Source organism: Bradyrhizobium jicamae (assembly GCF_018130215.1).
Classification (GTDB): Bacteria; Pseudomonadota; Alphaproteobacteria; order Rhizobiales; family Xanthobacteraceae; genus Bradyrhizobium; species Bradyrhizobium jicamae_A.
Window position 1 is genome coordinate 41,350 of sequence record NZ_JAFCKQ010000003.1, and the last position, 24,802, is coordinate 66,151.

A 24,802-nucleotide genomic window follows, 5' to 3' on the forward strand; every position below is an offset into this window, starting at 1 on the left:
GTAAAGCCAGTCGTAACAGGACGAGCATAATACGGTTCCGCGCAGAATGCCTACGCCTCAATCGTACTTTTCAGAGGTAGCTCGCGATTACGGCTTGGGCGTCTCGAGTCTGAAGCGGGCGGCACCGCCGTGACCAAGCGGCTTCTCGAGTTCTGGCAGGATGATCTTCAACTCGCTCGCCAGCGTCCATGGTGGATTCACCATCAAAAGACCCGTGGAAACGAGGCCGCCGCTGGCTTCCTGCGGCGCCACACTGAATTCCAAACGCAGACATTTGCCAGGTGGCCGGCTTGTCGCCGCGGCCGCGGCGACGCTCTGCGCGAGTTCGTCGGTGGCTCTCCGTGTTTTTACGGGATACCAGATCAGGTACGCGCCGGTCGGCCATTTTGCGAACGCTTCCGAGAAACCCGCCGCCAGCCGCTCGAACTCATCCTTCGCCTCGAACGGTGGATCGATCAGCACGAGTCCGCGACGCTCGTTCGGCGGCACGAACGCCGGCAACGCGGTCCAACCGTCGAGGTCGACGACGCGGGCCTGCGTATCGCGCCGCAGCGCATCGATCAGTTGCTTGCGTGCGGTCGGCTCGATCTCGCACGCCGTCAGGCGGTCCTGCGGTCGCAACAGTGCGCGCGCGATCAAGGGCGAGCCGGGATAGGCCTTCAGTTCGGCCTTCGGGTTGAACGCCCTGACGATGTCGAGGTAGGGCGCGACCAGCGGCAACGCCTCCTCCGAAAACCGTGCCTGCATCAGCCGCGCGATGCCGGTGAGCCATTCGCCGCCGCGCTCGGCTTCGTTAGAGGTAAGATCATAGAGCCCGGCGCCGGCATGGGTGTCGATGACACGGAACGGCGCCTGCTTCTCCTGCAAATAGGTGACCATGCGCACCAGCACGATGTGCTTGACGACATCGGCGAAGTTGCCGGCATGAAAGGCGTGGCGGTAGTTCATGTCACAGCGATTACCACGTCACCGCGCGCGCAGCCAATCGTTCGCCTTGCGCGTGAGCGGCGACCGGCGTGTCTTGCCAGCGAAGCCTGAAGCGCGCTGAGATAAGGCTGAATCGTAGCTCTTTGTTTGATCTCCGCGCAAACGCGTTCCGCGCTTGTAGCGAGGGAAAACCGCTACACAATTCTCCGGACCATGCTCTAGCCGCCGCGCATCGGCGGCATCAGCACCTGATCGCGGCGGCAGGCCCGCCGGTCGATCTCCTCGCAGGACCGGAACTGAAGGTCCTTGGAGAGGCAGATGCGCACTTCGCCGAGCCGCTGGCTGTCGCAGGTGACCGCGATGGCCGAACTGCTCAGCCCCGGATTGGCCTTGATGAACGCGGCCTCGAGGTCGTCGGGCGCGATCGTCTTCGGTTCGGATAATTGCAGGAATTCATCGGGGATCTTCACCGCGGCGCGGGCCTTGCGGATGGTCTCGAAATAGGCACGCTCGCCGAGGCCGGAGCAGGTGCCGTGCTTGTCCCACTCATTGTAGATCAGCCCGGGCGCCGGCATCAGGTCCAGCATCGAGGTCATGATGTTGCGGGCAAGCCGCGGCGAGGGCCGTTCGCAGTATTCGGGGAAGCCGCGCTCGTATTGCGGCCACAGGCCGTGCACCACGAAGGAGAATGGCCGTCCGCCGCACTGGGCCTGCGTGCCACGGCCATTATTGCCGCGTTCACTCGCCGCCTCGCAGAACGAGGGCGACCACGACAGCGAGAGCACGTAGAAATCGAAATCGCCGGGCGCGTTCTGCCTGCGGTCCTGGGCGGTCGCGATGCCCGTGCAGGACAGGCTGAAGACCGCAAGCGAAATCAGAAATCGGGAAATTGTGACCAACCGAGGCATCAAACGCTCCCTAACTTGACGCCTCGGAAGCTAGCAGGACATCGGAACATTTCAAGAACAAAATGCGTCGCGTGCCGACGGTGGGCCGGGCACAGGCGCTGTCTCGCGGTTTCCGGGCAGGATCAGGGCCGCGCGGCCCGGCAGGCGGGGTTGTAGGCCCAGTTGCGGTCGAGGCCCGTGACGCACCATTCGACGCCCTGGCCGAAGCCGGCGAATCCGCCGTCCTCGATGATCGAATAGTGGACGGAGCGCATCTTGCCGTCGCTCAGCATGACGTCGCCGGAGCAATAGCGGCGCGGAATATTGTCGGACTGCCAGGGTCGGAAGGCGGTCTCGTGGATGCGGCCGAAGCCGGTGATCACCAGCGGCGAATTCCACTGGGTGGCTTCCTTCTCCTGGAATTGCGAGGTGATGGTCGGCAGGGCCGCCTCGCAGTTGGCAACGCGCCCGTCATAGCGCGGTCCGGACAGCCAGAAGTTCAGCTCGAACGGATTGGCGGCCTGTGCCGTTCCCCCGACGGCCATGAGGCTGCACACGAGGGCAGCTCCAAGGCTGAGCCTGCGGCCGAGTTTTTTGGGGGAGATGAACAGGTTGCGCATGGGAATCCGCCCGATAATCCGATGCCGCGGACGGTGCCGCGAAGCCCCGGCAAGGTCAAGTGCAGCGCGGCAACACCTGTCGAGAACTCCACTTTTGACCTACGGCTCGTTCTTTTCACGGCCGCCGACGCACTCTATGTTGGCTCCAGGCGAAATGGAGTCTGCGATGCGAAGGAAATTGGCCGCGTGCCTGGTTGCCGTTTGCGGGATGCTGGCCGCTCTGCCGGCGCGGGCCGATTGGCTGCAGCCGGTGGCGCCGTTCACCGGCAATGACACCGGCGGTATCATTGCCTACTCGCTGGCGCGGCAGGCCGATGCCAGGCAACTCGCCGTCGACCACTGCGCCTCCTACGGCAAGGTCGTGAAATTCCTCGCGGTGCAGCCCTATCCGGGCGGCTACATTTCGTTTGCCTGCCGCTGGGTGCCCTACGGTGCGGCCGACCGGCCCCTGCATGCGCGCTATTGAGCGCCTGCGCAGCCTCTCGAATCGTCAAGCCGGGAGCCAATCGCCATGACGCGACAGCTTGCATTGCTTGGTTCGGCCGTATGCCTGGCGTTGTCGGCCGGCGCCGCCGGCGCGGTCGACCTGCCGACCCGCAAGGCCGGTCTCTGGGAGATGAAGATGGTGCGCACGGGCGGTCCGATGCCCGAAATGACCATGCAGCACTGCACCGACGAGACGACCGACAAGGACATGAACACATCCGTCGGGCCGGCGGCGAAGCAGGCTTGCTCCAAGCAGGACATCCAGAAGACCGCCACCGGCTATGTCAGCGATTCCGTCTGCGGCGCAGCCGGTGTGACAGTGACCTCGCATTCCGAGATCATCGGTGATTTCAGCTCGGCCTATACGGTCAAGACCACATCGCACGTCGAGGGCGGCTCCTCCGGCGCGCGCGACACCTCGGCGACAATCGAGGCGAAGTGGCTCGGCGCATGCAAGGCCGACCAGAAACCCGGCGACATCATCATGCCCGGCGGCATGAAGATGAACGTCAAGGACATGGAAAAGCTGAAGGGGCTGATCCCCAAGCTGCAGAAGTGATTCGGCTGACCGTCGCAATCTCGTCTAAACCGGCACGCGCACCGCGGCCCTGAGGCCGCCCATCGGGCTTTCGCCGAGCATGATATCGCCGCCATGCGAGCGGGCGATGTCGCGGGCGATCGCAAGACCGAGCCCGCTGCCGCCTTCGTCCTGGTTGCGCGCGTCGTCGAGGCGCAGGAACGGCTTGAATACCTCTTCGCGCATCTCCGCAGGAATGCCCGGGCCGTCGTCGTCGATGGTCACGGTGAGATAGCGATGGTCGCGGTGGCCGGTGATCGAAATCGTGTTGGCGTGGCGCGCCGCGTTCGACACCAGGTTGGCGAGGCAGCGCTTGAACGAGGCCGGCTTCACCGTGACGACGGGCAGGCCGTGGAACGCCACCGTCGCGGTATGGCCGTGGCGCTCCGCGTCGCTGCGCAGTTCCTCGAGTGCCATCGCCATGTCGGTGGGCTGCGCGATCTCGCCGGAATCGCCGCGCGCAAAGGCGAGGTAGTCCTCCAGCATCATCGACATCTCGTCGACGTCCTTGCGCATCGCGTCGATCTCGGGACCTTCGCCGAGCAAGGCGAGCTCGAGCTTGAAGCGGGTGAGGATGGTGCGCAAATCGTGCGACACGCCGGCAAGCATCGCGGTGCGCTGCTCGATCGAGCGCTCGACGCGACCCTTCATTTCGATGAAGGCTTGCGCCGCGCGCCGCACCTCGCGCGCGCCGCGCGGCCGGAAGTTCGGCGCTTCGCGGCCCTTGCCGAAGCTTTCGGCGGCATCAGCCAATCTGAGGATGGGCTTGATCTGGTTGCGCAGGAACAGCACGGCGACGATCAACAGGATCGTCGAGGTGCCGAGCATCCAGAAGATGAAGATCTCCGAATTGGAGGCATAGGCCGCGCTGCGCTGGGCGAAGATCCGCATCACCGAATCGTCGAGCTGGACGCGGATCTCGACCAGGTTGGATTTGCCGACGGTGTCGATCCAGAACGGGCGGTTGATCTGCCGTCCGAGCTGCACCGACAGCGTCTGGTCGAGCAGCGAGAAGAACGGCTTCGGCCCCGGCGGCGGCATGTCGCCCGCCGGCAGGAAGTCGACCACGAGCTGCAGCTTCTGGCCGATGTGGCGCAGCTGCGCGCGGTCCTTGTCCTGCGGGTAGTTCTTGTAGACGTCGATCAGCGCGGCGATGTCGGACACGACGGCGGCCGACAGGCGCCGTGTCACCGTGTTCCAGTGCCGCTCCATGAACACGAACGCGACCACGGTCTGCAGGATCACCATCGGCACGATCATGATCAGCAGCGCGCGGGCATAGAGGCCGGTCGGCATCCAGCTCTTGAACGCGTTGCCCATCCAGCCATTGGCCCTCGACACGCGCTGCGACGCGTTGCGAATCAGGGTCAGGCCGGAGTCGAGCGTGCTCATGGCTGGGATCTTACGGCGAGGCCACCAGGCGATAGCCGATACCGCGCACCGCCTGCAGGAACAGCGGATTGGCGGGGTCGCGCTCGATCTTGCGGCGGAGGCGGTTGATCTGCACGTCGACGGCGCGCTCGTTGACCGTGCCGCCGCTGGTCAGCGCGGCGCGCGGCACGGTCTCGCCGGGCGTCGTCGCGAGGATGCGCAGCATCTCGCGCTCGCGGTCGGTGAGATGGATGATCTCCTCACCCTGGCGCAGCTCGCTGCGCTCGATGTGGAAGATGTAGGGACCGAAGGCGATCTGCTCGACGGCCGTGACCTGCGGCGGCGCGGTGCGCTTGAGGATATTGCCGATGCGCAGCACGAGCTCGCGCGGCTCGAACGGCTTGGCGACGTAATCGTCGGCGCCGATCTGCAGACCCTCGATGCGGGCCTCGGCCTCGTGGCGCGCGGTCAGCATGATGATCGGCACCGATGAGGAGGTGCGGATGAAGCGGGCGAGGTCGAAGCCGTTCTCGCCCGGCATCATCACGTCGAGGATCAGGAGGTCGAAATGCAGTCCGAGCAGCTTGGCGCGTGCGTCGCTCGCGCTCATCGCGGTTGTGACCCGGTAGCCCTCGCCGGCGAGAAAGCGCGACAACAAGTCGCGGATGCGCCGGTCGTCGTCGACCAGAAGAAGATGCGGCGCGTCGTCGGCCAGCTGGGCCGGCGCGGGCGCCACTGCAGTTGCAGCCTGAGCCACGGTCACTCCCTCGTCTTTCTGCCGCCGAAGATCGCCTCGAGCACCTTGTCGGGATCGTCGCGGTCGATCATCGCGCGCAGGAATTGGCGGACCGTCTCGACGCCTTCGGCATCGATACCGGTGACCGCACGGTTGATGCGGTCGGTTTGCAGCCCCGCGAGCTTGGCGACCAGCGCCTCGCCCTTGGGCGTCGCATAGAGCAGGCGCTGCCGGCGGTCATTGTTGCCGGTCTTCTGCACGATATAGCCCTCGTCGAGCAGCTGCTTGAGCACGCGCCCGAGCGATTGCTTGGTGATGCGCAGCACGTCGAGCAGATCGGCGACCTTGAGCCCGGGATAGCGGGTGACGAAGTGGATCACCCGGTGATGGGCGCGGCCGAAGCCGAAAGCTTCCAGCTCCTGATCGGCGTCACCGACAAAGTCACGGTAGGCGAAGAACAGGAGCTCGATGATGTCCCAGCGCAGGTCGCGCCCGCCCGCCGTGGGGGACGCCTGGTCGCTCCCCTGCGAATCGGGCTTGGCTGCCATGCCTGGGAAATTTATGTCAGTCATATTGACGTATCTTGGGTTCAATGTTACAAAACTGCGCATCACGACGAAACATTAGGTCGTTTTGTCCCCGACGGCGTTTGCGGCGGCCTGAAGAGCCAGCGATGGCGGTTTGAGCCGCGAATTGGACTACCGTGCGATCGTCGAGCGGCATTTCGACAAACATACTGGACTTCAGCACTCCGCAAAAGCGTGTCGACGACGCGGGCGGTGACGGCTGCCTTATGGGCAGTGGCTGAGGCCGGCTGTCTGAAGCGCCGGGGGCGAGAGCAAACCCGGCGCCAACTCGGGAGAGGCCCCATGGGAGTGTCATTCGACAAGATCGACGGCGTCATCTGGTATGACGGTAGACTGGTGCCGTGGCAGGACGCCAATGTCCATGTGCTGACGCATGGCTTGCACTATGCCAGTTCGGTGTTCGAGGGCGAGCGCGCCTATGGCGGCACGATCTTCAAGAGCACGGCGCACTCCGAGCGGCTGAAGCGGTCCGCCAACATCCTCGACTTCGAGATTCCCTATTCGGTTGCCGAGATCGATGCGGCCAAGCAGCTCGTCATCGACCGCAACAGCCTGCCCGACGCCTATGTCCGCCCGATCGCCTGGCGCGGCTCGGAGATGATGGGTGTGGCGGCGCCGACCAACACCATCCATCTGGCGATCGCGGCCTGGAACTGGCCGAGCTATTTCGATCCCGCCGAGAAGCTGAAGGGCATCCGCATTAGCCTCGCCGAATATCGGCGGCCGGATCCACTCACCATCCCGGCGCTGGCCAAGGCGGGCGGCCTCTACATGATCTGCACGATCAGCAAGCACAAGGCAGAGCGCCAGGGCTATGCCGACGCGATGATGCTGGACTGGGAGGGAAGGGTGGCCGAGTGCACCGGCGCCAACATCTTCTTCGTCAAGGACGGCAGGATCCACACTCCGATCGCGGACTGCTTCCTCGCCGGCATCACGCGCGCGACCGTGATCGAGCTTGCCAAACGCCGCGGCATCGAGGTGATCGAGCGCCGCATCATGCCGAACGAGCTCGGCGGCTTTTCGGAATGCTTCATCACCGGCACGGCTGCGGAAGTGACCCCGGTCTCCGAGATCGCGGACTGGCGCTTCACGCCCGGCAAGCTGTCGGAGCAACTGATGGTGGATTACACCGCCGAGGTGCAGCCGAAGAGTACGAAGGTCGCGGCCTGAGCCGCTGGCCCCCTCTCCTGCGCAGGGAGAGGGGGCCTCTCGCCGGGTTGCCCGGCCGGGCCATGGCTGGTACCTAGCCGCCCATGGCCGACAAATCGAAAAAACCGCAGAAGTTGAAGGCGCGCTTGCCGCGCGGACTGGAAGACCGTGGTCCTGCCGCGATCTCGGCCACGCGCCAGATGGTGGAGAAGATCCGCGAAGTCTATGAGCGCTATGGCTTCGAGCCGGTGGAGACGCCGGCGATGGAGTACACCGATGCGCTCGGCAAGTTCCTGCCGGATCAGGATCGTCCCAACGAGGGCGTATTCTCGTTCCAGGACGACGATGAGCAGTGGATCTCGCTGCGTTACGACCTGACCGCGCCGCTGGCGCGCTACGTCGCCGAGAATTTTGATTCCCTGCCGAAGCCGTACCGCTCCTACCGCTTCGGCTACGTGTTCCGCAACGAGAAGCCCGGCCCGGGTCGCTTCCGTCAGTTCATGCAGTTCGATGCGGATACGGTCGGCTCCGGCTCGGCTGCGGCCGACGCCGAGATCTGCATGATGGCGGCCGACACGATGGAAGCGCTCGGCATCGCGCGCGGCCAGTATCTCGTGAAGGTGAACAACCGCAAGGTGCTCGACGGCGTGCTCGAGGCGATCGGCCTCGGCGGAGACGAGAATGCGGGACGGCGTCTCACGGTGCTGCGCGCGATCGACAAGCTGGACAAGTTTGCCGCCGATGAAGTTCGCAAACTGCTTGGCCCGGGGCGATGGGACGGCGGTGATGAAGGCAAGGGCGATTTCACCGAGGGCGCCGACCTGAGCGAAGCCGATGCCGAAATCGTTCTGGCCGTCACGCAAAAGCGCGACGATTGGAGAGAGGCGATTGCTGCGGCGGATACTTATCTCGCCAAGAGCGAGATCGGCCAGGCCGGCGTCAGCGAGCTCGAAGAGGTCGCAAAGCTTGTCGCCGCGTCTGGTTACGGTGCCGACCAAATCCGGATCGATCCCTCCGTCGTCCGCGGCCTCGAATACTACACCGGGCCGGTCTATGAGGTTGAACTGCTGCTCGACACCAAGGACGAGAAGGGACGCCCGGTGCGGTTCGGCTCGGTCGGCGGCGGTGGTCGCTATGACGGTCTGGTCTCACGCTTCCGCGGCGAGCCGGTACCGGCGACCGGCTTCTCGATCGGGGTGTCGCGCCTGCAGGCTGCGCTCACCATGCTCGGCAAGCTCGATACGCGCCCGGACTTCGGGCCGGTCGTCGTCACCGTGTTCGATCGCGACCGCGTCGCCGACTACCAGCGGATGGTCACGCAGCTTCGCAACGCGAAGATCCGCGCCGAGCTCTATCTCGGCAACCCGAAGAACATGGGCAACCAGCTCAAATATGCCGACCGCCGCAACTCGCCCTGCGTCATCATCCAGGGCAGTGACGAGAAAGCGCGCGGCGAGGTGCAGATCAAGGACCTGATCGAGGGCGCCAAGGCCGCTTCCGCGATCGCCTCCAACCAGGAGTGGCGCGAAACGCGGCCGGCGCAATTCTCGTGCCCCGAGGCCGATCTCGTCGCAAAAGTCCGCGAGGTGCTGGCGCGGCATGAGGTGGCGTGGGGATAGCTGGATTGTCGTCCGCGGGCTTGACCCGTGCATCCATCTCAAAAAAGATGGCCCGGCACAGGCCGGTGGCCGGTTTGTGTGTCGAGAACTATGCGTCAACAATAACAAGGGAGTTCTTCCGATGCCCGAGATTACCGTGAGCATGGCCGCCGGTCGCACCGACGAGCAGAAGGCCGGCATGATGCGCGACATCACCCAGGCGCTGGTGAAGAACCTCGGCGTCGATGCAGACGCGGTGGTGATCCAGATCAACGAGGCGCCGCTGCACCACAAGATGAAGGGTGGCAAGACCTTCGTCGAGCGCGCCGCAGCCGCAAAGAAGTGACGCGGGAGCGCGATTGCGCATCTGAGGTTCACGCCTCGCGTGCCCCGCAATGACAGGTGAGGCTGGAATGGACGCACGCGACTTCATCAAGGTTGGCATGAGCGCGGAGCGCAGGCTCGTGGTGCCGCCGGAGCGCACGGTCGGGCATTTCGTGCCAGGCATGCCGATGGTCTATGCGACCCCGATGATGATCCTGGAAATGGAGATGGCATCGGGCGATGCCATCGGGGCAGCGTTGCAGCCCGGCTGGGTGACTGTCGGCACCGAGGTTGACATCCGCCATCTTGCCGCCGCGCAGGTCGGCGCAACGGTGCGCACCACGGCGCAGGTGATCGCGGTCGAGCGCCGTGTCATCCGCTTCGAGGTCGAGGCCTTTGAAGGCACGCGCAGGCTCGGCGAGGGCCGCCACGCCCGCGGGCTGATCAATGTCGAGCTTTTCAACAGGCGGCTTGCCATGACGCCGGGCGCAGGACTGTAGGACGGGCAAAGCCCTACCGCGCCAACCGTCGCGACCTTGTACTTCAGGTGGGCAGAGCGCATGTGCGCGTCTTTGCCAACCCTGCGGATCCTCCGCTACTTCGCCAGTTCCTTCGAGCGCCTGGTCGCCGCGGCAATCGCGCGGGTCATCAGCGGCTGCATTCCGTCATTCGCCATCAACACCTCGAGCGCCGCGGCCGTGGTGCCGCCCGGCGAGGTGACGTTCTGGCGCAGGGTCGCCGACGGCAGGTCCGAGCGATGCAGCAATTCGCCGGAGCCCGCGACGGTGGCGCGGGCGAGCGTCGTTGCCAGTTGCTCCGGCAGGCCCGCCGCCACTCCGGCACGCGCGAGCTCTTCGGCGAGCAGGAACACATAGGCCGGGCCGGAGCCGGAGACCGCGGTCACCGCGTCCATCAGGCTTTCATCATCGACCCATTCGACGAGACCGGTTGCCTTCAGAAGCGCATCCGTGGTGGTGCGCTGCGCCGATGTGACGCTCTTCGCCGGCACCGCGACCGTGATGCCCCGGCCGATCGCTGCCGGAGTGTTCGGCATTGCGCGCACCACCCTGCCGCCGCAGACCTCTTCGAGCGCGGCGATCGTCGTGCCGGCCATGATCGACACCACGAGCGTCGACGGCCCGACGAACGCCTTCAGTGCCGCCCCCGCCTCGCGAAACGACTGCGGCTTCACCGCAACGACCAGCGTATCGACCGTGCCGACGTCACTTGCCGACGGGTTGAGCCGGACGCCTTTCGCGGCAAGCGCGGCGATATCAGGCGACATGAAGGGATCGATCACCACGACGCGCTCGGGCGCGAAGCCCTGCGCCAGCCAGCCGGTCAGCATTGCGCCGCCCATCTTGCCCGCGCCCGCCAGCGCGATGGTGCCTGCCGCGTTCGTCAATGCGCTGCTGGATGTGTTCATGGCTGTCTCCACCAACTCTCCGTCGTCCCGGCGGAGGCCGGGATCCCCGCGCGGGCGCATTTGCGCTCGTCGCGATACCACAGGCGGTTCTTAGTGAAGCGCAGGAAGGGCCACAAGCCGTTTGCTTGAGCATTGCGGTCGCGGCGTGCGGATCCCGGCCTTTGCCGGGACGACACCGAATGTACAGGCGCGCCTCGAAAGCCCTTACGCCTCGCCCTCGGTGTCGAACATCGCCGCGCTCATCGCCTCCGCCGCCGACTTGCCGGCCCAGACCACGAACTGGAACGCAGGGTAATAGCGCTCGCAGGCGTGGATCGCGCTGACCAGCATGCTTTCGCACTGGGAGGTCGACGCGGTGAGGCCGCCGGGCAGCACCAGCGCCTGACGATGCATGATCATGCCGGTGTGCGTCCAGAGGTCGAAATGACCGACCCACAATTGTTCGTTGATCGCGGCGATCAGCCGCTGCACCTCGGCGCGTCGCGCCTGCGGAATCTTCATGTCGAAGGCGCAGGCCAGATGCAGCGCCTCGATCTCGCCCATCCAGGTGAACGAGAGCTGATAGTCGGTCCAGTCTCCCTTGGAGACGATCGTCACCTCGTCTTCGCCGGAACGCTCGAACGCCCAGTTGTTGTCGGTGGCGATATCCTCGACCACCGCAAGCGGGTTGCTCCGGGAATCGATAATGCTTTCGAGGAGGGACATGCCGTCTCGACCCTTGTTCTTATGAACTGTTGATACGCACACGGAAGCCGGCACGTGCGACAAACTGCGTCGTGGCCGAGTACAGCTCCTTGAGCGGCTTCCGGATGCCCCTTGGACCTGACGCGGATGAAGTGATGTGATTTGCGGAATCCGCGCAACCGCACGCCGAGTCCGTCCACAGCCAAAGCGCGCATCGTCCACAGCTGATCGCGCCACATTTGTTAATTTGGGAACAAACCGGAATCGGAGCTGCAAGCGTAACGATTCGTTAACGATTTGCCGTGGCTTCGCCGCATTCGTGAATCGCTTCGCCGCCGTCGCGAAGCGCGGCGAGACTCGCAGATTGCTCATGGGGACATGACAATTCCCCATGCGAAAGGTGCTTGCCCGCCTGTCGTGCTTTGGTCATATTTATTGACAGGCACGCCCATCCCGGGCGGGCCGATGTTCTCAGGGCGGGGTGAAAGTCCCCACCGGCGGTAAGGGCTTTCGAGCCCAAGCCCGCGAGCGCCTTTTCCGCGAAGCCGGGGAAGGGTCAGCAGATTCGGTGCAATTCCGAAGCCGACGGTTAAAGTCCGGATGAAAGAGAACGGTTGCGGCAGCCCGCGCGGATTCGCGTGGGGCTCGTGTCGTTGTCCGTATGCCCTGATTCTGGTCCTGAAAGAGGAAAGCCATGAATCAGATGTTGCAAGACCAAGACCTCAAGACTTCGGAAGTCCAAATCCCCCAAGCTGAATCCGTTCCCGATACGCCGGCGGCTCCGCCGGTGCCCGAGCATCCGCGCTTCGCAAAGCCGCAGCGCGTCGCCTTCGTGCAATCGGCCTGGCACCGCGAAGTGGTCGAGGAGTGCCGAATCTCCTTCCTGAAGGAGATCGAGGCGCGGCATATCACCAATGTCGATGTGTTCGAGGTGCCGGGCTCGTTCGAGATCCCGCTGCACGCGCAGATCCTGGCGAAGACGCGCCGCTACACCGCGATCGTCGCCGCCGGGCTCGTCGTCGACGGCGGCATCTATCGCCACGAGTTCGTCGCCGACACCGTGATCAAGGCATTGATGGATGTGCAGCTCCGCACGGAGGTGCCGGTGTTCTCCGCGGTGCTGACGCCGCAGCAATTCCACGAGACCGAGGTGCATTACGACTTCTTCCGCAAGCATTTCGTGATCAAGGGAATCGAGGTCGCGGAAGCCTGCGCCAACACGTTGCTCAGCCTGGAGCGCCTGCGCGGCCAGGTCGCGGCGGGGATCGTTTAGCAAGCGCCTCTCGATCGTCTGATTGTCAATCCCGCTGCCGCACCTGTAAGGTCGGCGGCGGGAGGAGGCCTGTCCGTGATGACGGGGAGGCCGGGATGATCATGTTCGAAGGACACGATCCTTATCTCGTCGCGCTCTCGGTGGTGATCGCGATCCTGGGAGGTTACACCGGCTTCGGTCTCGCCGCGCGCATCCGCGGCACGCCGGACGCCGGCCATCGCTTGCTGCTCGCGGGTGCAGCATGCTTTCTCGCGGTCGGCATCTGGACCATGCATTTCGTCGGCATGCTGGCCGCGCCGCTGCCGGCGGGCACTGCTTATCTGGTGTTGCCGACGATCGTTTCCTTCCTGATTTGCGCGCTCGTGGTCGGTGTCTCGCTGTTCTTCGTCAGCATCGGCGAACCGTCGATGCCGCGCGTGGTGTCGTCGGCCGTGCTGCTCGGGCTCGGCATCTTCACCATGCACTATGTCGGCATGCACGGACTGTCCGGTGACTTCGCGATGACTCATGCGCCGGGGATGGCGGCGCTCTCGCTGGCGATTGCGATCGCGGCCGCGTATGGCGGCCTGCGGGCGTTCCTTGCGCGGCACGGCGGCGTGCAGCTGGCGCTGAGCGCGGTAGCGTTCGGCATCGCCGTCTCGGGCATGCACTACACCGCGATGGCGGGAGTGCAGATCGTTCCGCCCGGGGCGGAGGGACATCACCAGATGGAGGGGTTGGCCGCATCGCCGCAGATCCTCTCGCTTGTGGTCGCGCTGCTCTGCTTCGTGATCGCCGCCGGTTTCCTGCTCTCGCTGGTGCCCGATCCCCGCAAGAAGGAGCCGTCGGCTGCCAGGACACCCGCCCCGAGCGACGAGATCGTCGATATCCCGATCACCGATGCCGCCATGGCTCCCGCCGGCCCGAAGTTGCGGCCGACGCCGCTCGGGGGCCTGGGCCAGCCGCCGCGGGCGGCGCCGGCCGTCAAGCTTCCTGTCGAAGGTGCCGATGGCACCCATTTCATCGACGCCGCCGAGGTCCGCAGCGTCCGCGCCGACGCCCACTACACCAGGATCCACGACGGGGTGCGGGAGCGTATGTGCCCGTGGTCGATCTCGGAGGCAGAGGCGCTGCTCGACCCCGGCCTGTTCGTCCGGGTGCACCGAAGCCACATCGTGGCGATCCCGCATGTGAGCCTGGTTCGCAAGGAGGGGGACGGGGCGGTCATCGAGCTGGACGGCCCATCGCCGCACCGGGTCCCGGTCAGCCGCGCCAAGATCGCCGAGGTGAAGGCTCGACTCGGGCTCGCGCGCCGTACGGCCTGAGCGGCCCAGACCCGTTAGGGTGCGATTACTGACGCATTTCGTGCGCTCACAGCCGCAGCTCGTGCGAATTTCCCGCTTCTGTGCCGCTGTTATTGCAGGAGAATCAGTCCCGGCCCAGCCTCCCTCCAACGTCCGATCGCCCCGTCTGGGCTGCGCAGGACGAGATGGAGGAGACGATGATCCCTGGTCCGTTCAGTTACCACCGGCCGGCCACGGTGGCCGATGCTGTGAAACTGCTGTCGACGCTTGGCGACGAGGCGCGTCCACTGGCTGGCGGCCATAGCCTGGTTCCGATGATGAAGCTCCGGCTGGCCACCCCGGAGCATCTGGTCGATCTGCACGGCGTGGCCGGGCTGAAGGGCATCCGGCGCGACGGCGGCAAGGTCGTCATCGGGGCCATGACCACCCAGCATGAGCTGCTCGCCTCCGACGAGATCGCCAAATCCATCCCCATCCTGCAGGAAACCGCGCTGCTGATCGCCGATCCGCAGGTGCGCTACCGGGGCACCATCGGCGGCAACATCGCCAACGGCGATCCCGGCAACGACATGCCGGCGCTGATGATGACGCTGGGCGCGACCTATCGTCTCGAAGGGCCGCAGGGGGGACGTGAGGTCGCTGCCGCCGACTTCTACCAGGGGGCTTATTTCACCGCGATCGAACCCGGCGAGCTCGTGACCGCGATCTCGATCGCGGTCCCCCCGGCCGGCCACGGTCATGCCTATGAGAAGCTGAAGCGGAAGGTCGGCGACTACGCCACCGCCGCAGCCGCGGTGATCCTGACGATGTCGGGCGGCAAGGTCGCGACCTGCACGGTCGGTCTCACCAATCTGTCGGAAACTCCGCTGCTCGCCGATGCCGCCGCCAAGGCGGTGATCGGCACCAGCCTCGATCCCGCCACGCTGAAGAAGGCTGCGGCCGCAGCGGAAGCAATCATGGTGCCGGCCGCGGATGCGCGTGGGCCGGTCGAATACCGCAAGCATGTCGGCGGCATCATGGTGATGCGGGCGCTGCAGCGCGCCGCCGCCAAGGCCGCCTGAGGGAGGGACCAATGGCAAAGACCCAAATCACGATGAAGGTGAACGGCGCCGAGGTCGAAGGCCTCGTCGAGCCCCGCACCCTGCTGGTGCACTTCATCCGCGAGAATCTGCAGATGACCGGCACCCATATCGGCTGCGAGACCACGCATTGCGGGGCCTGCACGGTCGACATCGACGGCATGTCGGTGAAGTCCTGCACCATGTTCGCGGTGCAGGCCGACGGATCGGATGTCACCACCATCGAAGGCATGGCCAATCCCGACGGCTCGCTGTCCGCGCTGCAGGAGGGTTTTCGCATGATGCACGGCCTGCAATGCGGCTTCTGCACGCCGGGGATGATCATGCGGGCGCAGCGGCTGCTGAAGGAAAACCCGTCGCCGACGGAAGCGGAGATCCGGATGGGCATCTCCGGCAACATCTGCCGCTGCACCGGCTACCAGAACATCGTCAAAGCCATTCAGTACGCCGCAGCCAAGATCAACGGCGTCGAATTCCGGGAGGCCGCAGAATGAACGACATGACCCCCACGCGGGAACAACGCACCGCCGCCCTCGAAGGCCTTGGCTGCAAGCGCAAGCGGGTCGAAGACATCCGCTTCACCCAGGGCAAGGGCAATTATGTCGACGACGTCAAGCTGCCGGGTATGCTGCACGGCGATTTCGTCCGCTCGCCGCACGCCCATGCGCGGGTGAAATCGATCGACGATTCCGAGGCGCTGAAGGTGCCCGGCGTGCTCGCGGTCATCACCGCCGAGACGCTGAAGACCGTCAACCTCGCCTGGATGCCGACACTCGCCGGCGACGTGCAGATGGTGCTTGCCGACGGCAAGGTGCTGTTCCAGAACCAGGAGGTGGCCTTCGTCGTCGCGACCGACCGCTACGCCGCCGACGACGGCATCAACAAGGTCAAGGTCGAGTACGAACCTCTGCCGCCGCTGATCGATCCGTTCAAGGCGATGGACGCGGACGCGCCCGTGCTGCGCGAGGACCTCGCCGGCAAGACCACCGGCGCCCACGGCCCGCGCAAGCACCACAATCACATCTTCGAATGGACCGTCGGCGACAAGGAACTGACGGACGCAGCCTTCAAGAAGGCGGAGGTGACGATCAAGGAGATGATCTCCTATCATCGCACCCACCCGTCGCCGCTCGAGACCTGTCAATGCGTCTGCTCCTTCGACAAGATCAAGGGAGAACTGACGATCTGGGGGACATTCCAGGCCCCGCACGTGATCCGCACCGTGGTGGCGCTCATTGCAAAGCTGCCGGAGCAGAAGATCCACGTGATCTCGCCCGACATCGGCGGCGGCTTCGGCAACAAGGTCGGCGCCTATCCCGGCTACATCTGCGCCGCGGTCGCCTCCATCGTCACCGGCAAGCCTGTGAAATGGGTCGAGGACCGCATCGAGAACCTGACCGCGACGTCGTTCGCGCGCGACTATCACATGACGACCGAGATCGCGGCGACCAAGCAAGGCAAGGTCACGGGCCTGCGCGTCCACGTGCTTGCCGATCACGGGGCGTTTGACGCCTGCGCCGATCCATCGAAATGGCCGGCCGGCTTCTTCAACATCGTCACCGGTTCCTACGACTTCCCGACCGCGCATCTTGCGGTCGACGGCATCTACACCAACAAGGCGCCGGGCGGCGTCGCCTATCGCTGTTCGTTCCGCGTCACCGAGGCGGCCTATTGCATCGAGCGGGCGATGGACATCCTGGCGCAGAAGCTCGGCATGGATCCGGCTGAACTCCGGCTGAAGAACTTCATCAGGCCCGAGCAGTTCCCGTATCACTCCGCGCTCGGCTGGGAATATGATTCCGGCGACTACGGCACCGCCATGCGCAAAGCGATGGAGACGGTGAAATATGCCGAACTCCGCAAGGAGCAGGAGGCGTTGCGGGCCGCATTCAAGCGGGGCGAGACCCGCGAGATCATGGGCATCGGCGTCTCCTTCTTCACCGAGATCGTCGGCGCCGGTCCGTCGAAGAACTGCGACATCCTGGGAATTGCGATGTTCGACTCCTGCGAGATCCGCATGCATCCGACCGGTGCCGGCATCGCGCGGATGGGTACCAAGAGCCAGGGCCAGGGACACGAAACCACCTGGGCGCAGATCATCGCAACCGAGATAGGTATCCCCGCCGACAACATCATGGTCGAGGAAGGCAATACCGATACCGCGCCGTACGGACTCGGAACTTATGGTTCGCGCTCGACGCCGGTCGCCGGCGCCGCGATCGCGATGGCGGCGCGCAAGATCAAGGCCAAGGCGCAGATGATCGCGGCCTACAAGCTCGAGGTCCATGAGGACGACCTCGAGTGGGACATCGACGGCTTCCGCGTCAAGGGCCTGCCGGAGAAGTTCATGTCGATGAAGGACATCTGCTGGGCGGCCTACAATTCGGTGCCACCCGGCATGGAGCCCGGGCTGGAGGCGGTCAGCTATTACGATCCGCCCAACATGACCTATCCGTTCGGCGCCTACATCTGCGTGATGACCATCGATGTCGACACCGGTGTCTACAAGGTCAGGCGCTTCTATGCGCTCGACGATTGCGGCACCCGCATAAACCCGATGATCATCGAGGGTCAGGTGCATGGCGGTCTCACCGAGGCGTTTGCCATCGCAATGGGGCAGGAGATCCGCTACGACGCCGAGGGCAATGTCGTGACCGGCTCGTTCATGGACTTCTTCATGCCCACCGCGGTCGAGACCCCGCATTGGGAGACCGACTTCACCGTCACGCCCTCGCCGCATCATCCGATCGGCGCCAAGGGCGTCGGCGAAAGCCCGAACGTCGGCGGCGTGCCGGCCTTCTCCAACGCGGTCAATGACGCATTTTCGTTCCTCGGCTCCACCCACATCCAGATGCCGCACGATTTCTGGCGGAACTGGCAGGCGGCGAAGAACCTCGGTGTGTTCGAGGCCGCATGAAGACCCGTGACGAAATCGCGCGCGCGCTTGGTGAAGCCGGCTACATCGCCGACGGCGAGCTCGCGATTGCGATCGCGTTGATGCAGCAATTGCGACGCCCGCTTCTGCTGGAAGGCGAAGCGGGCGTCGGCAAGACCGAAGTGGCGAAGGCGCTCGCCTCGGTCCACGCCACCGAGCTGATCCGTCTGCAGTGCTATGAGGGGCTCGACCAGTCGGCGGCGCTCTATGAATGGAACTACCAGCGCCAGCTGCTGTCGATCCAGGCCCACCGCGGCGCCGATGCCGACGCAGTCGAGGACCAGATTTTTTCGGAGAAGTATCTGCTGGAGCGGCCGCTGCTTGCGGCCATTCGCCGTGACACGCCGCCGGTGCTGCTGATCGACGAGATCGACCGTGCCGACGATGAGTTCGAGGCTTTCCTGCTGGAGCTATTGTCGGATTTCCAGGTCTCGATCCCCGAGTTCGGAACGATCAAGGCGACCGCGATCCCGCATGTCGTGCTGACGTCCAACGGCACCCGCGAACTCTCCGACGCGCTGCGCCGGCGCTGCCTGTACCATTATGTCGATTATCCCGATGTCGACCGGGAGGCGCGCATCATCATGACGCGCGTTGACGGCGTCAATGCGTCGCTGGCGCTGCAGATCGCCCGCATGGTCGAGGGCATCAGGAAGGAAGAGCTGCGCAAGGTGCCGGGTGTCGCCGAGACGCTGGACTGGGCGGCCGCGCTGGTCGGCCTCGAGGTGAAGGATCTGCACGGTGCGCCCGAGACCGTGCACGAAACCTTGATGTGCCTGCTCAAGACGCAGGAGGACCGCCTGCGGGTGACGCGCGAGGTCTCGCTACGACTGTTGGGGAAGGTCGCATGAGCTGCTGCGGCGCATCGCCCGATATCGAAGACGTCAACGAGGTCTCCCGCCTGGTCACGGGCAAGCTTGCGGCATTCCTGCGCACCTTGCGCGACAGCGGTTTCGCGGTCGGTCTGTCCGAGGGACAGGATGCTGCCGCCCTGATGGCTACGGGTTATGCGGAGCGGCCGGGCCTGCTGCGCTCTGCGCTCAAGCATCTGCTCACGGCCCGCAAATCCGAGTGGGACAGGTTCGACGGCATCTTTGATGCCTTCTGGCTCGGCAAGCGGGTGCGGTCACGTTCGATCACGACGGGTGCCGCTAAGGCGGCGAACAGTCCGTCGCTGAAGAGCTTGCCGAACCAGCAGGCTGAAGCGCGTGGCGAAGCCGAAGCAATGATGGACCAGGTCCCTTCGGTCGACGGTGCCGAAACCGAGCGTTCGGGCGAAGGGCGCATGGAGGGCGCGTCACGGGCAGACAATCTTGCCGAGGTCGACTTCCGCAAACTGGCAGATCCCGAACAGATTGAATTGGCCCACGAGGCCGCGGCGCGGCTGGCGCGCGCCATGCGCACGCGGCTGACGCGGCGCGACCTGGCACGGCGGCGCGGTTATCGCCTCGATCTGCGTCGCACCATCCACGGCAATATCAGCCATGGCGGCGTCCCGATCAGCCTGGTGAAGCGGCAGCGCAAGCCGAAGCCGCTGCGGTTGGTGGTGCTGCTCGATGCCTCCGGCTCGATGAGCATGTACACAGGAGTGTTCCTGCGTTTCATCCATGGCGTGCTCGACGAATTCCGCGAGGCGGAGGCATTCCTCTTTCACACACGCCTGGCCCATGTCTCCGATGCGATGAAGGAAAAGGATGCCGGCCGCGCGCTGGACCGCCTGTCGATCATGGCGCAGGGCGCGGGTGGCGGCACCCGGATCGGCGAATGCCTCCAGACCTTCAACCGCTGGCACGCCGCGCGTGTGATCCATTCGCGCACCTGCGTGATGATCGTGTCCGATGGCTACGAGACCGGCGATGCCGCGCTGCTGGGCCGCGAGATGGCCGCGCTCGGCCGCCGCTGCCGCCGCATCGTCTGGCTCAATCCGATGATGGGATGGCGGGGCTATGCGCCGGAGGCCCGCGGCATCAAGGCGGCACTGCCGCATGTCGATCTCTACGCGCCGGCCCATACGCTGGCGAGCCTGACCGCACTCGAACCCTATCTGGCGAGGCTGTGAGATGGGCGTGCATGTCGAGGTGATGGATCTGGTCGCGGAGATGAAGGCCGCCGAGCAGGCCTTCGTGCTGGCGACCGTGGTGCGGACGGTCTCGGTGACGGCGGCAAAAGCCGGCGCGAAGGCGATCATTCGTCCCGACGGCACCATCGTCGCGGGCTGGATCGGCGGCGGTTGCGCCAGAGGCGCGGTGCTGAAGGCCGCACGCGAGGCGCTGTCCGATGGCGAGCCGCGCATGGTGTCGGTGCAGCCGGAAAACCTGCTCGCGGAGCTAGGCATCCGGCCCGGCGACAGCAGGGACGGCGTGCGCTTTGCCTCGAACATGTGCCCGAGCAAGGGCACCATGGATATCTTCGTCGAGCCGATGTTGCCCCACCCCTCGCTGGTCATTCTCGGCGCAAGTCCTGTCGCGCTGTCGCTGGCTGCGCAGGCGCGCCAGCTCGGCTATCACGTCACGCTCGCCGCGCCTGCATCCGATCTCGTCGCGACGCCGGACGCGAACGTCGTGATCGATGGCTTCGACCCGGGGCGTCTCAACGATTCAAGACGTTTCGTTGTGGTGTCGACCCAGGGCAAAGGCGACGAGGCTGCCCTGAAGCAGGCGCTCGCGATCAATGCGGCCTATCACGCTTTCGTCGGCAGCAAGCGCAAGATGTCTGCATTGCGGGACAAATTGACTGCGGCAGGCCTCGACGCTGCCGCGATCGATCGCGTCAAGGCGCCCGCAGGGCTCGATCTCGGCGCCATCACGCCTGAAGAAATCGCGATGTCGATCCTCGCAGAGATCACCATCGAGCGCCGCCGCGGCCAGCGTGCCGCCAATTCCGTTGCAAGGAGCTGAGATCCAACATGCAGATGAATGACAGCCAGCGTATCCCGGCCCCCAAGGAGAAGGTGTGGGCTGCGCTCAACGATCCCGATGTGCTCAAGCAGTGCATTCCCGGCTGTCAGTCGCTCGAGATGTCATCTCCCAACGAGATGACCGCCACGGTCGTGCTCAAGGTCGGGCCGGTGAAGGCGACCTTCGGCGGCAAGGTGACACTGTCCGACCGCGATCCGCCGAACAGCTACCGCATCTCCGGCGAGGGTTCCGGCGGCATCGCCGGCTTCGCCAAGGGCGGCGCGACGGTCAGGCTCGCATCCGATGGTCCAGAGGCGACCATCCTCACCTATGAGGTCGATGCCCGGATCGGCGGCAAGCTCGCGCAGCTCGGCGGGCGGCTGATCGATTCCACGGCCAGGAAACTGGCTAGCCAGTTCTTTGCTTCCTTCGGCGAGGCGGTCGGCCATGTGGCTGTGACGGGGGTGTAAGCCGCCGAATTGCACTTGGCTGTTGCTCGCGTTCGGCTAAGCTTTTGGTGCCAACTCACCACAAAAGAGTGATTGCACCATGCCCAAGGAAGATTCTCCTGACTGGCTCGGCCTGTCGGGCCGCGTTGCCGTCGTCACCGGCGGAGGCGGCGGCATCGGCCGCGCCACGGCTGTCAGCTTTGCGCGCGCAGGTGCGAAAGTCGCGGCCATCGATCGCGACGAGCGCGGGCTCGCCGAGACGCAAGCGAAGCTTCGCGAAATCGGCGAGGGTCATCTCATAGCGAGTTGCGACACCACCAATGCGGAGAGCGTCGCATCGGCCGCCGAAGCGGTCGCGCGTGCGCTCGGGCCGTGCGGCATCCTCGTCAACACGGCCGCCGTCCTGCGTCCCGGCGGGCTCGACACTCTGCCGCTCGCCGAATGGAACGCGGTGCTCGCGGTCAATCTCACCGGCTATTTCATTTGCGCCCAGGCGTTCGGACGCCAGATGCGAGAGACGCGTCGCGGCAGTCTCGTCCATGTCGCCTCGATCGCCGCCAGCAACGCCCAGGGGCAGAGTGGCGCCTACAGCGTCAGCAAGGCCGGCGTCGTGATGTTGTCGCAGCAGCTCGCGGCCGAATGGGGCCCGCGCGGCGTCCGCAGCAATGTGGTCAGTCCGGGCCTCGTGGTCACGCCGATGAGCCAGGCGTTCTACGATACGCCGGGGGTCACCGAGCGGCGCACCGCCGTGGTGCCGATACGCCGGATCGGAGCACCGCAGGATATGGCGGATGCGATCCTGTTCCTGGCCAGCGACCGGTCATCCTACGTCAATGGCGAGGAGATCATCGTCGATGGCGGTTATGTGCGGACGTTGATGAGCCACGTACCGCGACCGGGGTTTTGAGTTCGATGCGCTGCATCGCCCCGGATTGACGGCGTCAAACAACTAATCGAACAGGCTCGAGACCGACTCTTCCGCCGCGGTGCGGCCGATCGCTTCGGCGATCAGGCCGGCGATCGAGATCGTGCGGATGTTCGGCGCCTTGTTGACGGCATCGGTCGGCAGGATCGAGTCGGTGATGACCAGTTCCTTCAGCCGCGAGGAGGCGATGCGCGCGGCGGCACCTCCCGACAGCACGCCATGGGTGATGTAGGCCGAGACTTCCTTGGCGCCATGGGCGATCAGCGCCTCGGCTGCGTTCACCAGGGTGCCGCCGGAGTCGACGATGTCGTCGACGAGGATGCAGTTGTAGCCGGCGACGTCGCCGATCACGTTCATCACCTCGGATTCACCGGGACGCTCGCGGCGCTTGTCGACGATCGCGAGCGGGGTGTTGATGCGTTTGGCAAGCCCGCGCGCCCGCGCCACGCCGCCGACGTCGGGCGAGACTACCATCGCCTTGGCGAGGTCGAAGCGATCGCGGATGTCGCGCACCATCAGGGGCGCTGCGAACAGATTGTCGGTCGGGATGTCGAAGAAGCCCTGGATCTGGCCGGCATGAAGGTCGAGCGTCATGACGCGGTCGACGCCGGCGCGCGAGATCAGATTGGCAACGAGCTTGGCCGAGATCGGCGTGCGCGAACCGGATTTCCGATCCTGCCTTGCATAGCCGAAATAGGGCACCACCGCGGTGATGCGGCGCGCCGAGGCCCGGCGCAGCGCGTCGGTAATGATCAAGAGCTCCATCAGATTGTCGTTGGCAGGATAGGACGTCGACTGGAGGATGAACATGTCCGAGCCGCGAACGTTCTCCTGGATCTCGACGAAGATCTCCATGTCGGCGAAGCGCCGGACCACGGCCTTGGTCAATTCGATGCCAAGCCCCTTGGCGATGTCCTGCGCCAAAACGGGGTTGGAGTTGCCGGCGACGAGCTTGATTGATCCGTTCTTGGCCGACATCGATGCTTCCTCCCGCGCCTTGCTGGATACGACGTTCAGCATCTCAAGTCCCTATAGAACCGGCGGATTTTCGGTGGGCGAGGGAATATCAGGCGGGCACCTCGGCTGGCAACCCACAAGCCCGGTTTTCCCGGTCAAAAATGGCCGTTCTCCGGGATATCGCGGGGGTTAGTTGGCGGAATATCCGAGCGCCACCGTCTCGGCCGCAGCCGGCGTCGGGGCGCTCGCGACGGCAGGTCCGCGGAGGTCCGGTGCCGGGTTGGATGCCGGGCCGCCATTGATCATGGCGGACAGGCCGCTGAAGCCGGCCTGGGCGATCTTGCGCAAGACCAGGTCGTCGGCGGCCGCCCAGACGTCGCGGCCCGCCTTGCCGGCGGGCTCCTCGCCGGAGAGGCGGAGCGCGCGTTGCTGGTTGCTGTCGTAGACGTCCCACACCCAGGCGATCATGGTTCGCCCGCGCACGACCTGCGCCGACAGATAGCTGCGCACGCGATAGGCGGCGCCGCCTTCGCGCGACACGATCGAAAGGCTGCGCAGCTTGGACTCGCTGTCGAGCACGCCCACCATACGGTCGAACACCTGAGGCGGCGGACCGTCGATCGACTCGAACGCAACCGTTGCGCCGCTGGCCGTTCCGGCCATCGCATAGGCGTCGGCCGGTGCGCCGCCATTGGCGCAGCCGCCGAGCCCGCAGGCTACCGCCAGCCACGCGCCGGCGATCGCGGCACGCATCCCTGTTCCGGTTTGAAACCGGCTGTTCGACGCTTCCCTCATTGCGTCCTGCGATATCGTTAAAATCGCTTAACGTCTAGGGCAGCGAGGGCACAGCGCACGGCGATCCGTTCGGCGGGTGCGACGAGAAGCCGGATTTCCTCGTTCAACCAAGCAGATGATACGACCTAACTTCCGTGATCCAGGCCCATTCCCGGTTTGGGCCATGGCACCTCCAGGTGCATCGAATCCCGGCGCTCGATTGCGTCAGGAGATCAATCACGCGGTCGCTGCCGTCGACCCTGAGCGTGAGCTTGGTGAGTGACCACGCTCCGTGCTTCTTGATCGCCTCCAGGAAGACCTGCCCCGTGGCCTTCGTGCCGCTTGCCGAGAAGGCCAGTGAAGCCCGTCCGCCTGCCCCGTCTGTCGAGATTGAGCCTGACGGAAAGCCGGTCGATATCGGGACGCCAAGAGCGCCTGCGGCTTCCATACTGGCCTGAAGCGTCGTTGTGCCGAGCCGATAGGCCTCGGAATTCTTGAGCAGGTAGAATGTCCCGCCGAACACGCTGCCGAACAGCACGATCGCGCCGCACCAGATCACGGCGCCCCAGATCGCCCACAGGCGCTGCACGCGCTTGAAGTGCTCGATGCTGTCCCAGCGCCCGTTGCGCCAGGCCCAGCGGCTGCCCTTCGCGCCGAGCACGAACGGCATGACCAGGCCGAAGAACGGAATCAGCATGAGCAGCGCAATGAACGTGTTGTTGCCAACACCCCAGATCCAGTTCAGCAGGAATGCGCCCCAATTCCAGCGGTCGATTTCCGGAGGAAGCACTCTCGGATCGAGGGGGACGCGCTGCTCGATCATGATCACGTCCTGCTGAAATGGTCGGGCCTGGA

At 65.2% G+C, this 24,802-nt stretch carries 27 protein-coding genes and 1 riboswitch; of the genes, 16 read left to right on the plus strand and 11 right to left on the minus strand.

Translation table 11 applies throughout. The features are described 5' to 3' along the window. Positions 1 to 87: 87 nt before the first annotated feature. The 3 genes from JQ586_RS06180 to JQ586_RS06190 all read right to left on the minus strand — a co-directional run bounded on the left by JQ586_RS06180 (position 88) and on the right by JQ586_RS06190 (position 2,434). Positions 88 to 948: a 23S rRNA (adenine(2030)-N(6))-methyltransferase RlmJ gene (locus tag JQ586_RS06180; RefSeq protein WP_212393636.1), complete on the minus strand. Its 861-nt coding sequence runs from the start codon at positions 946 to 948 to the stop codon at positions 88 to 90. A 197-nt stretch (positions 949 to 1,145) separates the two neighbouring features. Further along, positions 1,146 to 1,835, minus strand: a complete 690-nt coding sequence (locus tag JQ586_RS06185; protein ID WP_212393637.1) for a ribonuclease T2 family protein — start codon at positions 1,833 to 1,835, stop codon at positions 1,146 to 1,148. A 122-nt stretch (positions 1,836 to 1,957) separates the two neighbouring features. Further along, positions 1,958 to 2,434, minus strand: a complete 477-nt coding sequence (locus JQ586_RS06190; RefSeq protein WP_212393638.1) for a hypothetical protein — start codon at positions 2,432 to 2,434, stop codon at positions 1,958 to 1,960. Between the two features lie 166 nt (positions 2,435 to 2,600). Between JQ586_RS06190 and JQ586_RS06195 the strand changes: the two genes are divergently transcribed. Both JQ586_RS06195 and JQ586_RS06200 read left to right on the plus strand, forming a co-directional pair. Continuing rightward, positions 2,601 to 2,900: a hypothetical protein gene (locus tag JQ586_RS06195; RefSeq protein ID WP_212393639.1), complete on the plus strand. Its 300-nt coding sequence runs from the start codon at positions 2,601 to 2,603 to the stop codon at positions 2,898 to 2,900. A 45-nt stretch (positions 2,901 to 2,945) separates the two neighbouring features. After that, a complete protein-coding gene (locus JQ586_RS06200) occupies positions 2,946 to 3,479 on the plus strand; it encodes a DUF3617 family protein (RefSeq protein WP_212393640.1) in 534 nt (177 codons plus the stop codon). Between the two features lie 24 nt (positions 3,480 to 3,503). Here JQ586_RS06200 and JQ586_RS06205 read toward each other — a convergent pair whose 3' ends face one another. From JQ586_RS06205 to JQ586_RS06215, 3 genes are read right to left on the minus strand one after another with little or no spacing between them, the layout of a single operon-like run. Further along, complete coding sequence (locus JQ586_RS06205) at positions 3,504 to 4,889, minus strand: ATP-binding protein (protein WP_212393641.1); 1,386 nt, start codon at positions 4,887 to 4,889, stop codon at positions 3,504 to 3,506. Between the two features lie 10 nt (positions 4,890 to 4,899). After that, positions 4,900 to 5,631, minus strand: coding sequence for a response regulator (locus JQ586_RS06210; RefSeq protein WP_409334468.1), 732 nt, complete (start codon positions 5,629 to 5,631; stop codon positions 4,900 to 4,902). Next, a complete protein-coding gene (locus JQ586_RS06215; protein WP_409334467.1) occupies positions 5,628 to 6,176 on the minus strand; it encodes a MarR family winged helix-turn-helix transcriptional regulator in 549 nt (182 codons plus the stop codon). The genes JQ586_RS06210 and JQ586_RS06215 overlap by 4 nt, the downstream gene beginning before the upstream one ends. A gap of 297 nt (positions 6,177 to 6,473) precedes the next feature. Here JQ586_RS06215 and JQ586_RS06220 point away from each other — a divergent pair, with 297 nt between their 5' ends. From JQ586_RS06220 to JQ586_RS06235, 4 genes are all read left to right on the plus strand, one after another. Next, complete coding sequence (locus tag JQ586_RS06220) at positions 6,474 to 7,364, plus strand: branched-chain amino acid aminotransferase (protein ID WP_212393643.1); 891 nt, start codon at positions 6,474 to 6,476, stop codon at positions 7,362 to 7,364. An 83-nt stretch (positions 7,365 to 7,447) separates the two neighbouring features. Beyond that, complete coding sequence (gene hisS, locus JQ586_RS06225) at positions 7,448 to 8,962, plus strand: histidine--tRNA ligase (RefSeq protein WP_212393644.1); 1,515 nt, start codon at positions 7,448 to 7,450, stop codon at positions 8,960 to 8,962. 121 nt (positions 8,963 to 9,083) lie between these two features. Continuing rightward, complete coding sequence (locus JQ586_RS06230; protein WP_044538952.1) at positions 9,084 to 9,287, plus strand: tautomerase family protein; 204 nt, start codon at positions 9,084 to 9,086, stop codon at positions 9,285 to 9,287. A gap of 67 nt (positions 9,288 to 9,354) precedes the next feature. Next, positions 9,355 to 9,765: a thioesterase family protein gene (locus JQ586_RS06235; RefSeq protein WP_212393645.1), complete on the plus strand. Its 411-nt coding sequence runs from the start codon at positions 9,355 to 9,357 to the stop codon at positions 9,763 to 9,765. Between the two features lie 95 nt (positions 9,766 to 9,860). Here the strand turns inward: JQ586_RS06235 and proC are convergent, their stop codons facing one another. Together proC and JQ586_RS06245 are read right to left on the minus strand one after the other, a co-directional pair. Further along, complete coding sequence (gene proC / locus JQ586_RS06240; RefSeq protein WP_212393646.1) at positions 9,861 to 10,691, minus strand: pyrroline-5-carboxylate reductase; 831 nt, start codon at positions 10,689 to 10,691, stop codon at positions 9,861 to 9,863. Between the two features lie 204 nt (positions 10,692 to 10,895). After that, on the minus strand, positions 10,896 to 11,396 hold the full coding sequence (locus JQ586_RS06245) for a YbjN domain-containing protein (RefSeq protein ID WP_212393647.1): 501 nt from the start codon (positions 11,394 to 11,396) through the stop codon (positions 10,896 to 10,898). Between the two features lie 442 nt (positions 11,397 to 11,838). Then, positions 11,839 to 11,991: riboswitch (FMN riboswitch) on the plus strand. A gap of 78 nt (positions 11,992 to 12,069) precedes the next feature. On the opposite strand from JQ586_RS06245, the gene JQ586_RS06250 reads away from it, so the two are divergent. From JQ586_RS06250 to JQ586_RS06295, 10 genes are all read left to right on the plus strand, one after another. Then, the gene (locus JQ586_RS06250) at positions 12,070 to 12,648 is read left to right on the plus strand and encodes a 6,7-dimethyl-8-ribityllumazine synthase (protein ID WP_212393648.1); all 579 of its coding nucleotides are present in this window, start codon (positions 12,070 to 12,072) and stop codon (positions 12,646 to 12,648) included. A 101-nt stretch (positions 12,649 to 12,749) separates the two neighbouring features. Beyond that, a complete protein-coding gene (locus tag JQ586_RS06255; protein WP_212393838.1) occupies positions 12,750 to 13,952 on the plus strand; it encodes an MHYT domain-containing protein in 1,203 nt (400 codons plus the stop codon). Between the two features lie 176 nt (positions 13,953 to 14,128). Then, complete coding sequence (locus JQ586_RS06260) at positions 14,129 to 14,992, plus strand: xanthine dehydrogenase family protein subunit M (protein ID WP_212393649.1); 864 nt, start codon at positions 14,129 to 14,131, stop codon at positions 14,990 to 14,992. Between the two features lie 11 nt (positions 14,993 to 15,003). Beyond that, a complete protein-coding gene (locus JQ586_RS06265; RefSeq protein WP_212393650.1) occupies positions 15,004 to 15,504 on the plus strand; it encodes a (2Fe-2S)-binding protein in 501 nt (166 codons plus the stop codon). Then, a complete protein-coding gene (locus tag JQ586_RS06270) occupies positions 15,501 to 17,927 on the plus strand; it encodes an aerobic carbon-monoxide dehydrogenase large subunit (protein WP_212393651.1) in 2,427 nt (808 codons plus the stop codon). Before JQ586_RS06265 ends, JQ586_RS06270 begins: the two co-directional genes overlap by 4 nt. Then, positions 17,924 to 18,796 (plus strand): MoxR family ATPase, encoded by an 873-nt coding sequence (locus JQ586_RS06275; protein ID WP_212393652.1) that lies wholly within the window; start codon positions 17,924 to 17,926, stop codon positions 18,794 to 18,796. The genes JQ586_RS06270 and JQ586_RS06275 overlap by 4 nt, the downstream gene beginning before the upstream one ends. Beyond that, complete coding sequence (locus JQ586_RS06280; protein ID WP_212393653.1) at positions 18,793 to 20,004, plus strand: VWA domain-containing protein; 1,212 nt, start codon at positions 18,793 to 18,795, stop codon at positions 20,002 to 20,004. The genes JQ586_RS06275 and JQ586_RS06280 overlap by 4 nt, the downstream gene beginning before the upstream one ends. Before the next feature lies 1 nt (position 20,005). Next, positions 20,006 to 20,842, plus strand: coding sequence for an XdhC family protein (locus JQ586_RS06285; protein ID WP_212393654.1), 837 nt, complete (start codon positions 20,006 to 20,008; stop codon positions 20,840 to 20,842). Between the two features lie 8 nt (positions 20,843 to 20,850). Beyond that, positions 20,851 to 21,312 carry a carbon monoxide dehydrogenase subunit G gene (locus JQ586_RS06290; protein WP_212393655.1) on the plus strand — a complete coding sequence of 154 codons (462 nt, stop codon included), beginning with the start codon at positions 20,851 to 20,853 and terminating at the stop codon, positions 21,310 to 21,312. A gap of 79 nt (positions 21,313 to 21,391) precedes the next feature. Continuing rightward, positions 21,392 to 22,198, plus strand: a complete 807-nt coding sequence (locus JQ586_RS06295) for an SDR family NAD(P)-dependent oxidoreductase (RefSeq protein WP_212393656.1) — start codon at positions 21,392 to 21,394, stop codon at positions 22,196 to 22,198. A 42-nt stretch (positions 22,199 to 22,240) separates the two neighbouring features. On the opposite strand, the gene JQ586_RS06300 is transcribed toward JQ586_RS06295, so the two are convergent. The 3 genes from JQ586_RS06300 to JQ586_RS06310 form a co-directional block, all read right to left on the minus strand. Further along, positions 22,241 to 23,194, minus strand: a complete 954-nt coding sequence (locus JQ586_RS06300) for a ribose-phosphate pyrophosphokinase (RefSeq protein WP_212393839.1) — start codon at positions 23,192 to 23,194, stop codon at positions 22,241 to 22,243. A 168-nt stretch (positions 23,195 to 23,362) separates the two neighbouring features. Beyond that, entirely contained in the window at positions 23,363 to 23,968 is a 606-nt protein-coding gene (locus JQ586_RS06305) for a hypothetical protein (protein ID WP_212393657.1), read from the minus strand. A gap of 103 nt (positions 23,969 to 24,071) precedes the next feature. Beyond that, the gene (locus JQ586_RS06310; RefSeq protein ID WP_212393658.1) at positions 24,072 to 24,770 is read right to left on the minus strand and encodes a cytochrome c oxidase assembly factor Coa1 family protein; all 699 of its coding nucleotides are present in this window, start codon (positions 24,768 to 24,770) and stop codon (positions 24,072 to 24,074) included. Between the last annotated feature and the right edge of the window lie 32 nt (positions 24,771 to 24,802).

Excerpts from the sequence above, each read along its gene's own strand:
- JQ586_RS06290 (WP_212393655.1), top strand. The coding sequence starts at position 20,851 with ATGCAGATGAATGACAGCCAGCGTATCCCGGCCCCCAAGGAGAAGGTG.
- JQ586_RS06245 (WP_212393647.1), bottom strand. The coding sequence starts at position 11,396 with ATGTCCCTCCTCGAAAGCATTATCGATTCCCGGAGCAACCCGCTTGCG.
- JQ586_RS06285 (WP_212393654.1), top strand. The coding sequence starts at position 20,006 with ATGGGCGTGCATGTCGAGGTGATGGATCTGGTCGCGGAGATGAAGGCC.
- JQ586_RS06295 (WP_212393656.1), top strand. The coding sequence starts at position 21,392 with ATGCCCAAGGAAGATTCTCCTGACTGGCTCGGCCTGTCGGGCCGCGTT.
- JQ586_RS06215 (WP_409334467.1), bottom strand. The coding sequence starts at position 6,176 with ATGACTGACATAAATTTCCCAGGCATGGCAGCCAAGCCCGATTCGCAG.
- JQ586_RS06305 (WP_212393657.1), bottom strand. The coding sequence starts at position 23,968 with ATGAGGGAAGCGTCGAACAGCCGGTTTCAAACCGGAACAGGGATGCGT.
- proC (WP_212393646.1), bottom strand. The coding sequence starts at position 10,691 with ATGAACACATCCAGCAGCGCATTGACGAACGCGGCAGGCACCATCGCG.
- JQ586_RS06250 (WP_212393648.1), top strand. The coding sequence starts at position 12,070 with ATGAATCAGATGTTGCAAGACCAAGACCTCAAGACTTCGGAAGTCCAA.
- JQ586_RS06275 (WP_212393652.1), top strand. The coding sequence starts at position 17,924 with ATGAAGACCCGTGACGAAATCGCGCGCGCGCTTGGTGAAGCCGGCTAC.
- JQ586_RS06230 (WP_044538952.1), top strand. The coding sequence starts at position 9,084 with ATGCCCGAGATTACCGTGAGCATGGCCGCCGGTCGCACCGACGAGCAG.
- JQ586_RS06255 (WP_212393838.1), top strand. The coding sequence starts at position 12,750 with ATGTTCGAAGGACACGATCCTTATCTCGTCGCGCTCTCGGTGGTGATC.
- JQ586_RS06185 (WP_212393637.1), bottom strand. The coding sequence starts at position 1,835 with ATGCCTCGGTTGGTCACAATTTCCCGATTTCTGATTTCGCTTGCGGTC.
- JQ586_RS06265 (WP_212393650.1), top strand. The coding sequence starts at position 15,004 with ATGGCAAAGACCCAAATCACGATGAAGGTGAACGGCGCCGAGGTCGAA.
- JQ586_RS06200 (WP_212393640.1), top strand. The coding sequence starts at position 2,946 with ATGACGCGACAGCTTGCATTGCTTGGTTCGGCCGTATGCCTGGCGTTG.
- JQ586_RS06235 (WP_212393645.1), top strand. The coding sequence starts at position 9,355 with ATGGACGCACGCGACTTCATCAAGGTTGGCATGAGCGCGGAGCGCAGG.
- JQ586_RS06195 (WP_212393639.1), top strand. The coding sequence starts at position 2,601 with ATGCGAAGGAAATTGGCCGCGTGCCTGGTTGCCGTTTGCGGGATGCTG.
- JQ586_RS06300 (WP_212393839.1), bottom strand. The coding sequence starts at position 23,194 with ATGTCGGCCAAGAACGGATCAATCAAGCTCGTCGCCGGCAACTCCAAC.
- JQ586_RS06310 (WP_212393658.1), bottom strand. The coding sequence starts at position 24,770 with ATGATCGAGCAGCGCGTCCCCCTCGATCCGAGAGTGCTTCCTCCGGAA.
- JQ586_RS06220 (WP_212393643.1), top strand. The coding sequence starts at position 6,474 with ATGGGAGTGTCATTCGACAAGATCGACGGCGTCATCTGGTATGACGGT.
- JQ586_RS06190 (WP_212393638.1), bottom strand. The coding sequence starts at position 2,434 with ATGCGCAACCTGTTCATCTCCCCCAAAAAACTCGGCCGCAGGCTCAGC.
- JQ586_RS06205 (WP_212393641.1), bottom strand. The coding sequence starts at position 4,889 with ATGAGCACGCTCGACTCCGGCCTGACCCTGATTCGCAACGCGTCGCAG.
- hisS (WP_212393644.1), top strand. The coding sequence starts at position 7,448 with ATGGCCGACAAATCGAAAAAACCGCAGAAGTTGAAGGCGCGCTTGCCG.
- JQ586_RS06280 (WP_212393653.1), top strand. The coding sequence starts at position 18,793 with ATGAGCTGCTGCGGCGCATCGCCCGATATCGAAGACGTCAACGAGGTC.
- JQ586_RS06260 (WP_212393649.1), top strand. The coding sequence starts at position 14,129 with ATGATCCCTGGTCCGTTCAGTTACCACCGGCCGGCCACGGTGGCCGAT.
- JQ586_RS06270 (WP_212393651.1), top strand. The coding sequence starts at position 15,501 with ATGAACGACATGACCCCCACGCGGGAACAACGCACCGCCGCCCTCGAA.
- JQ586_RS06180 (WP_212393636.1), bottom strand. The coding sequence starts at position 948 with ATGAACTACCGCCACGCCTTTCATGCCGGCAACTTCGCCGATGTCGTC.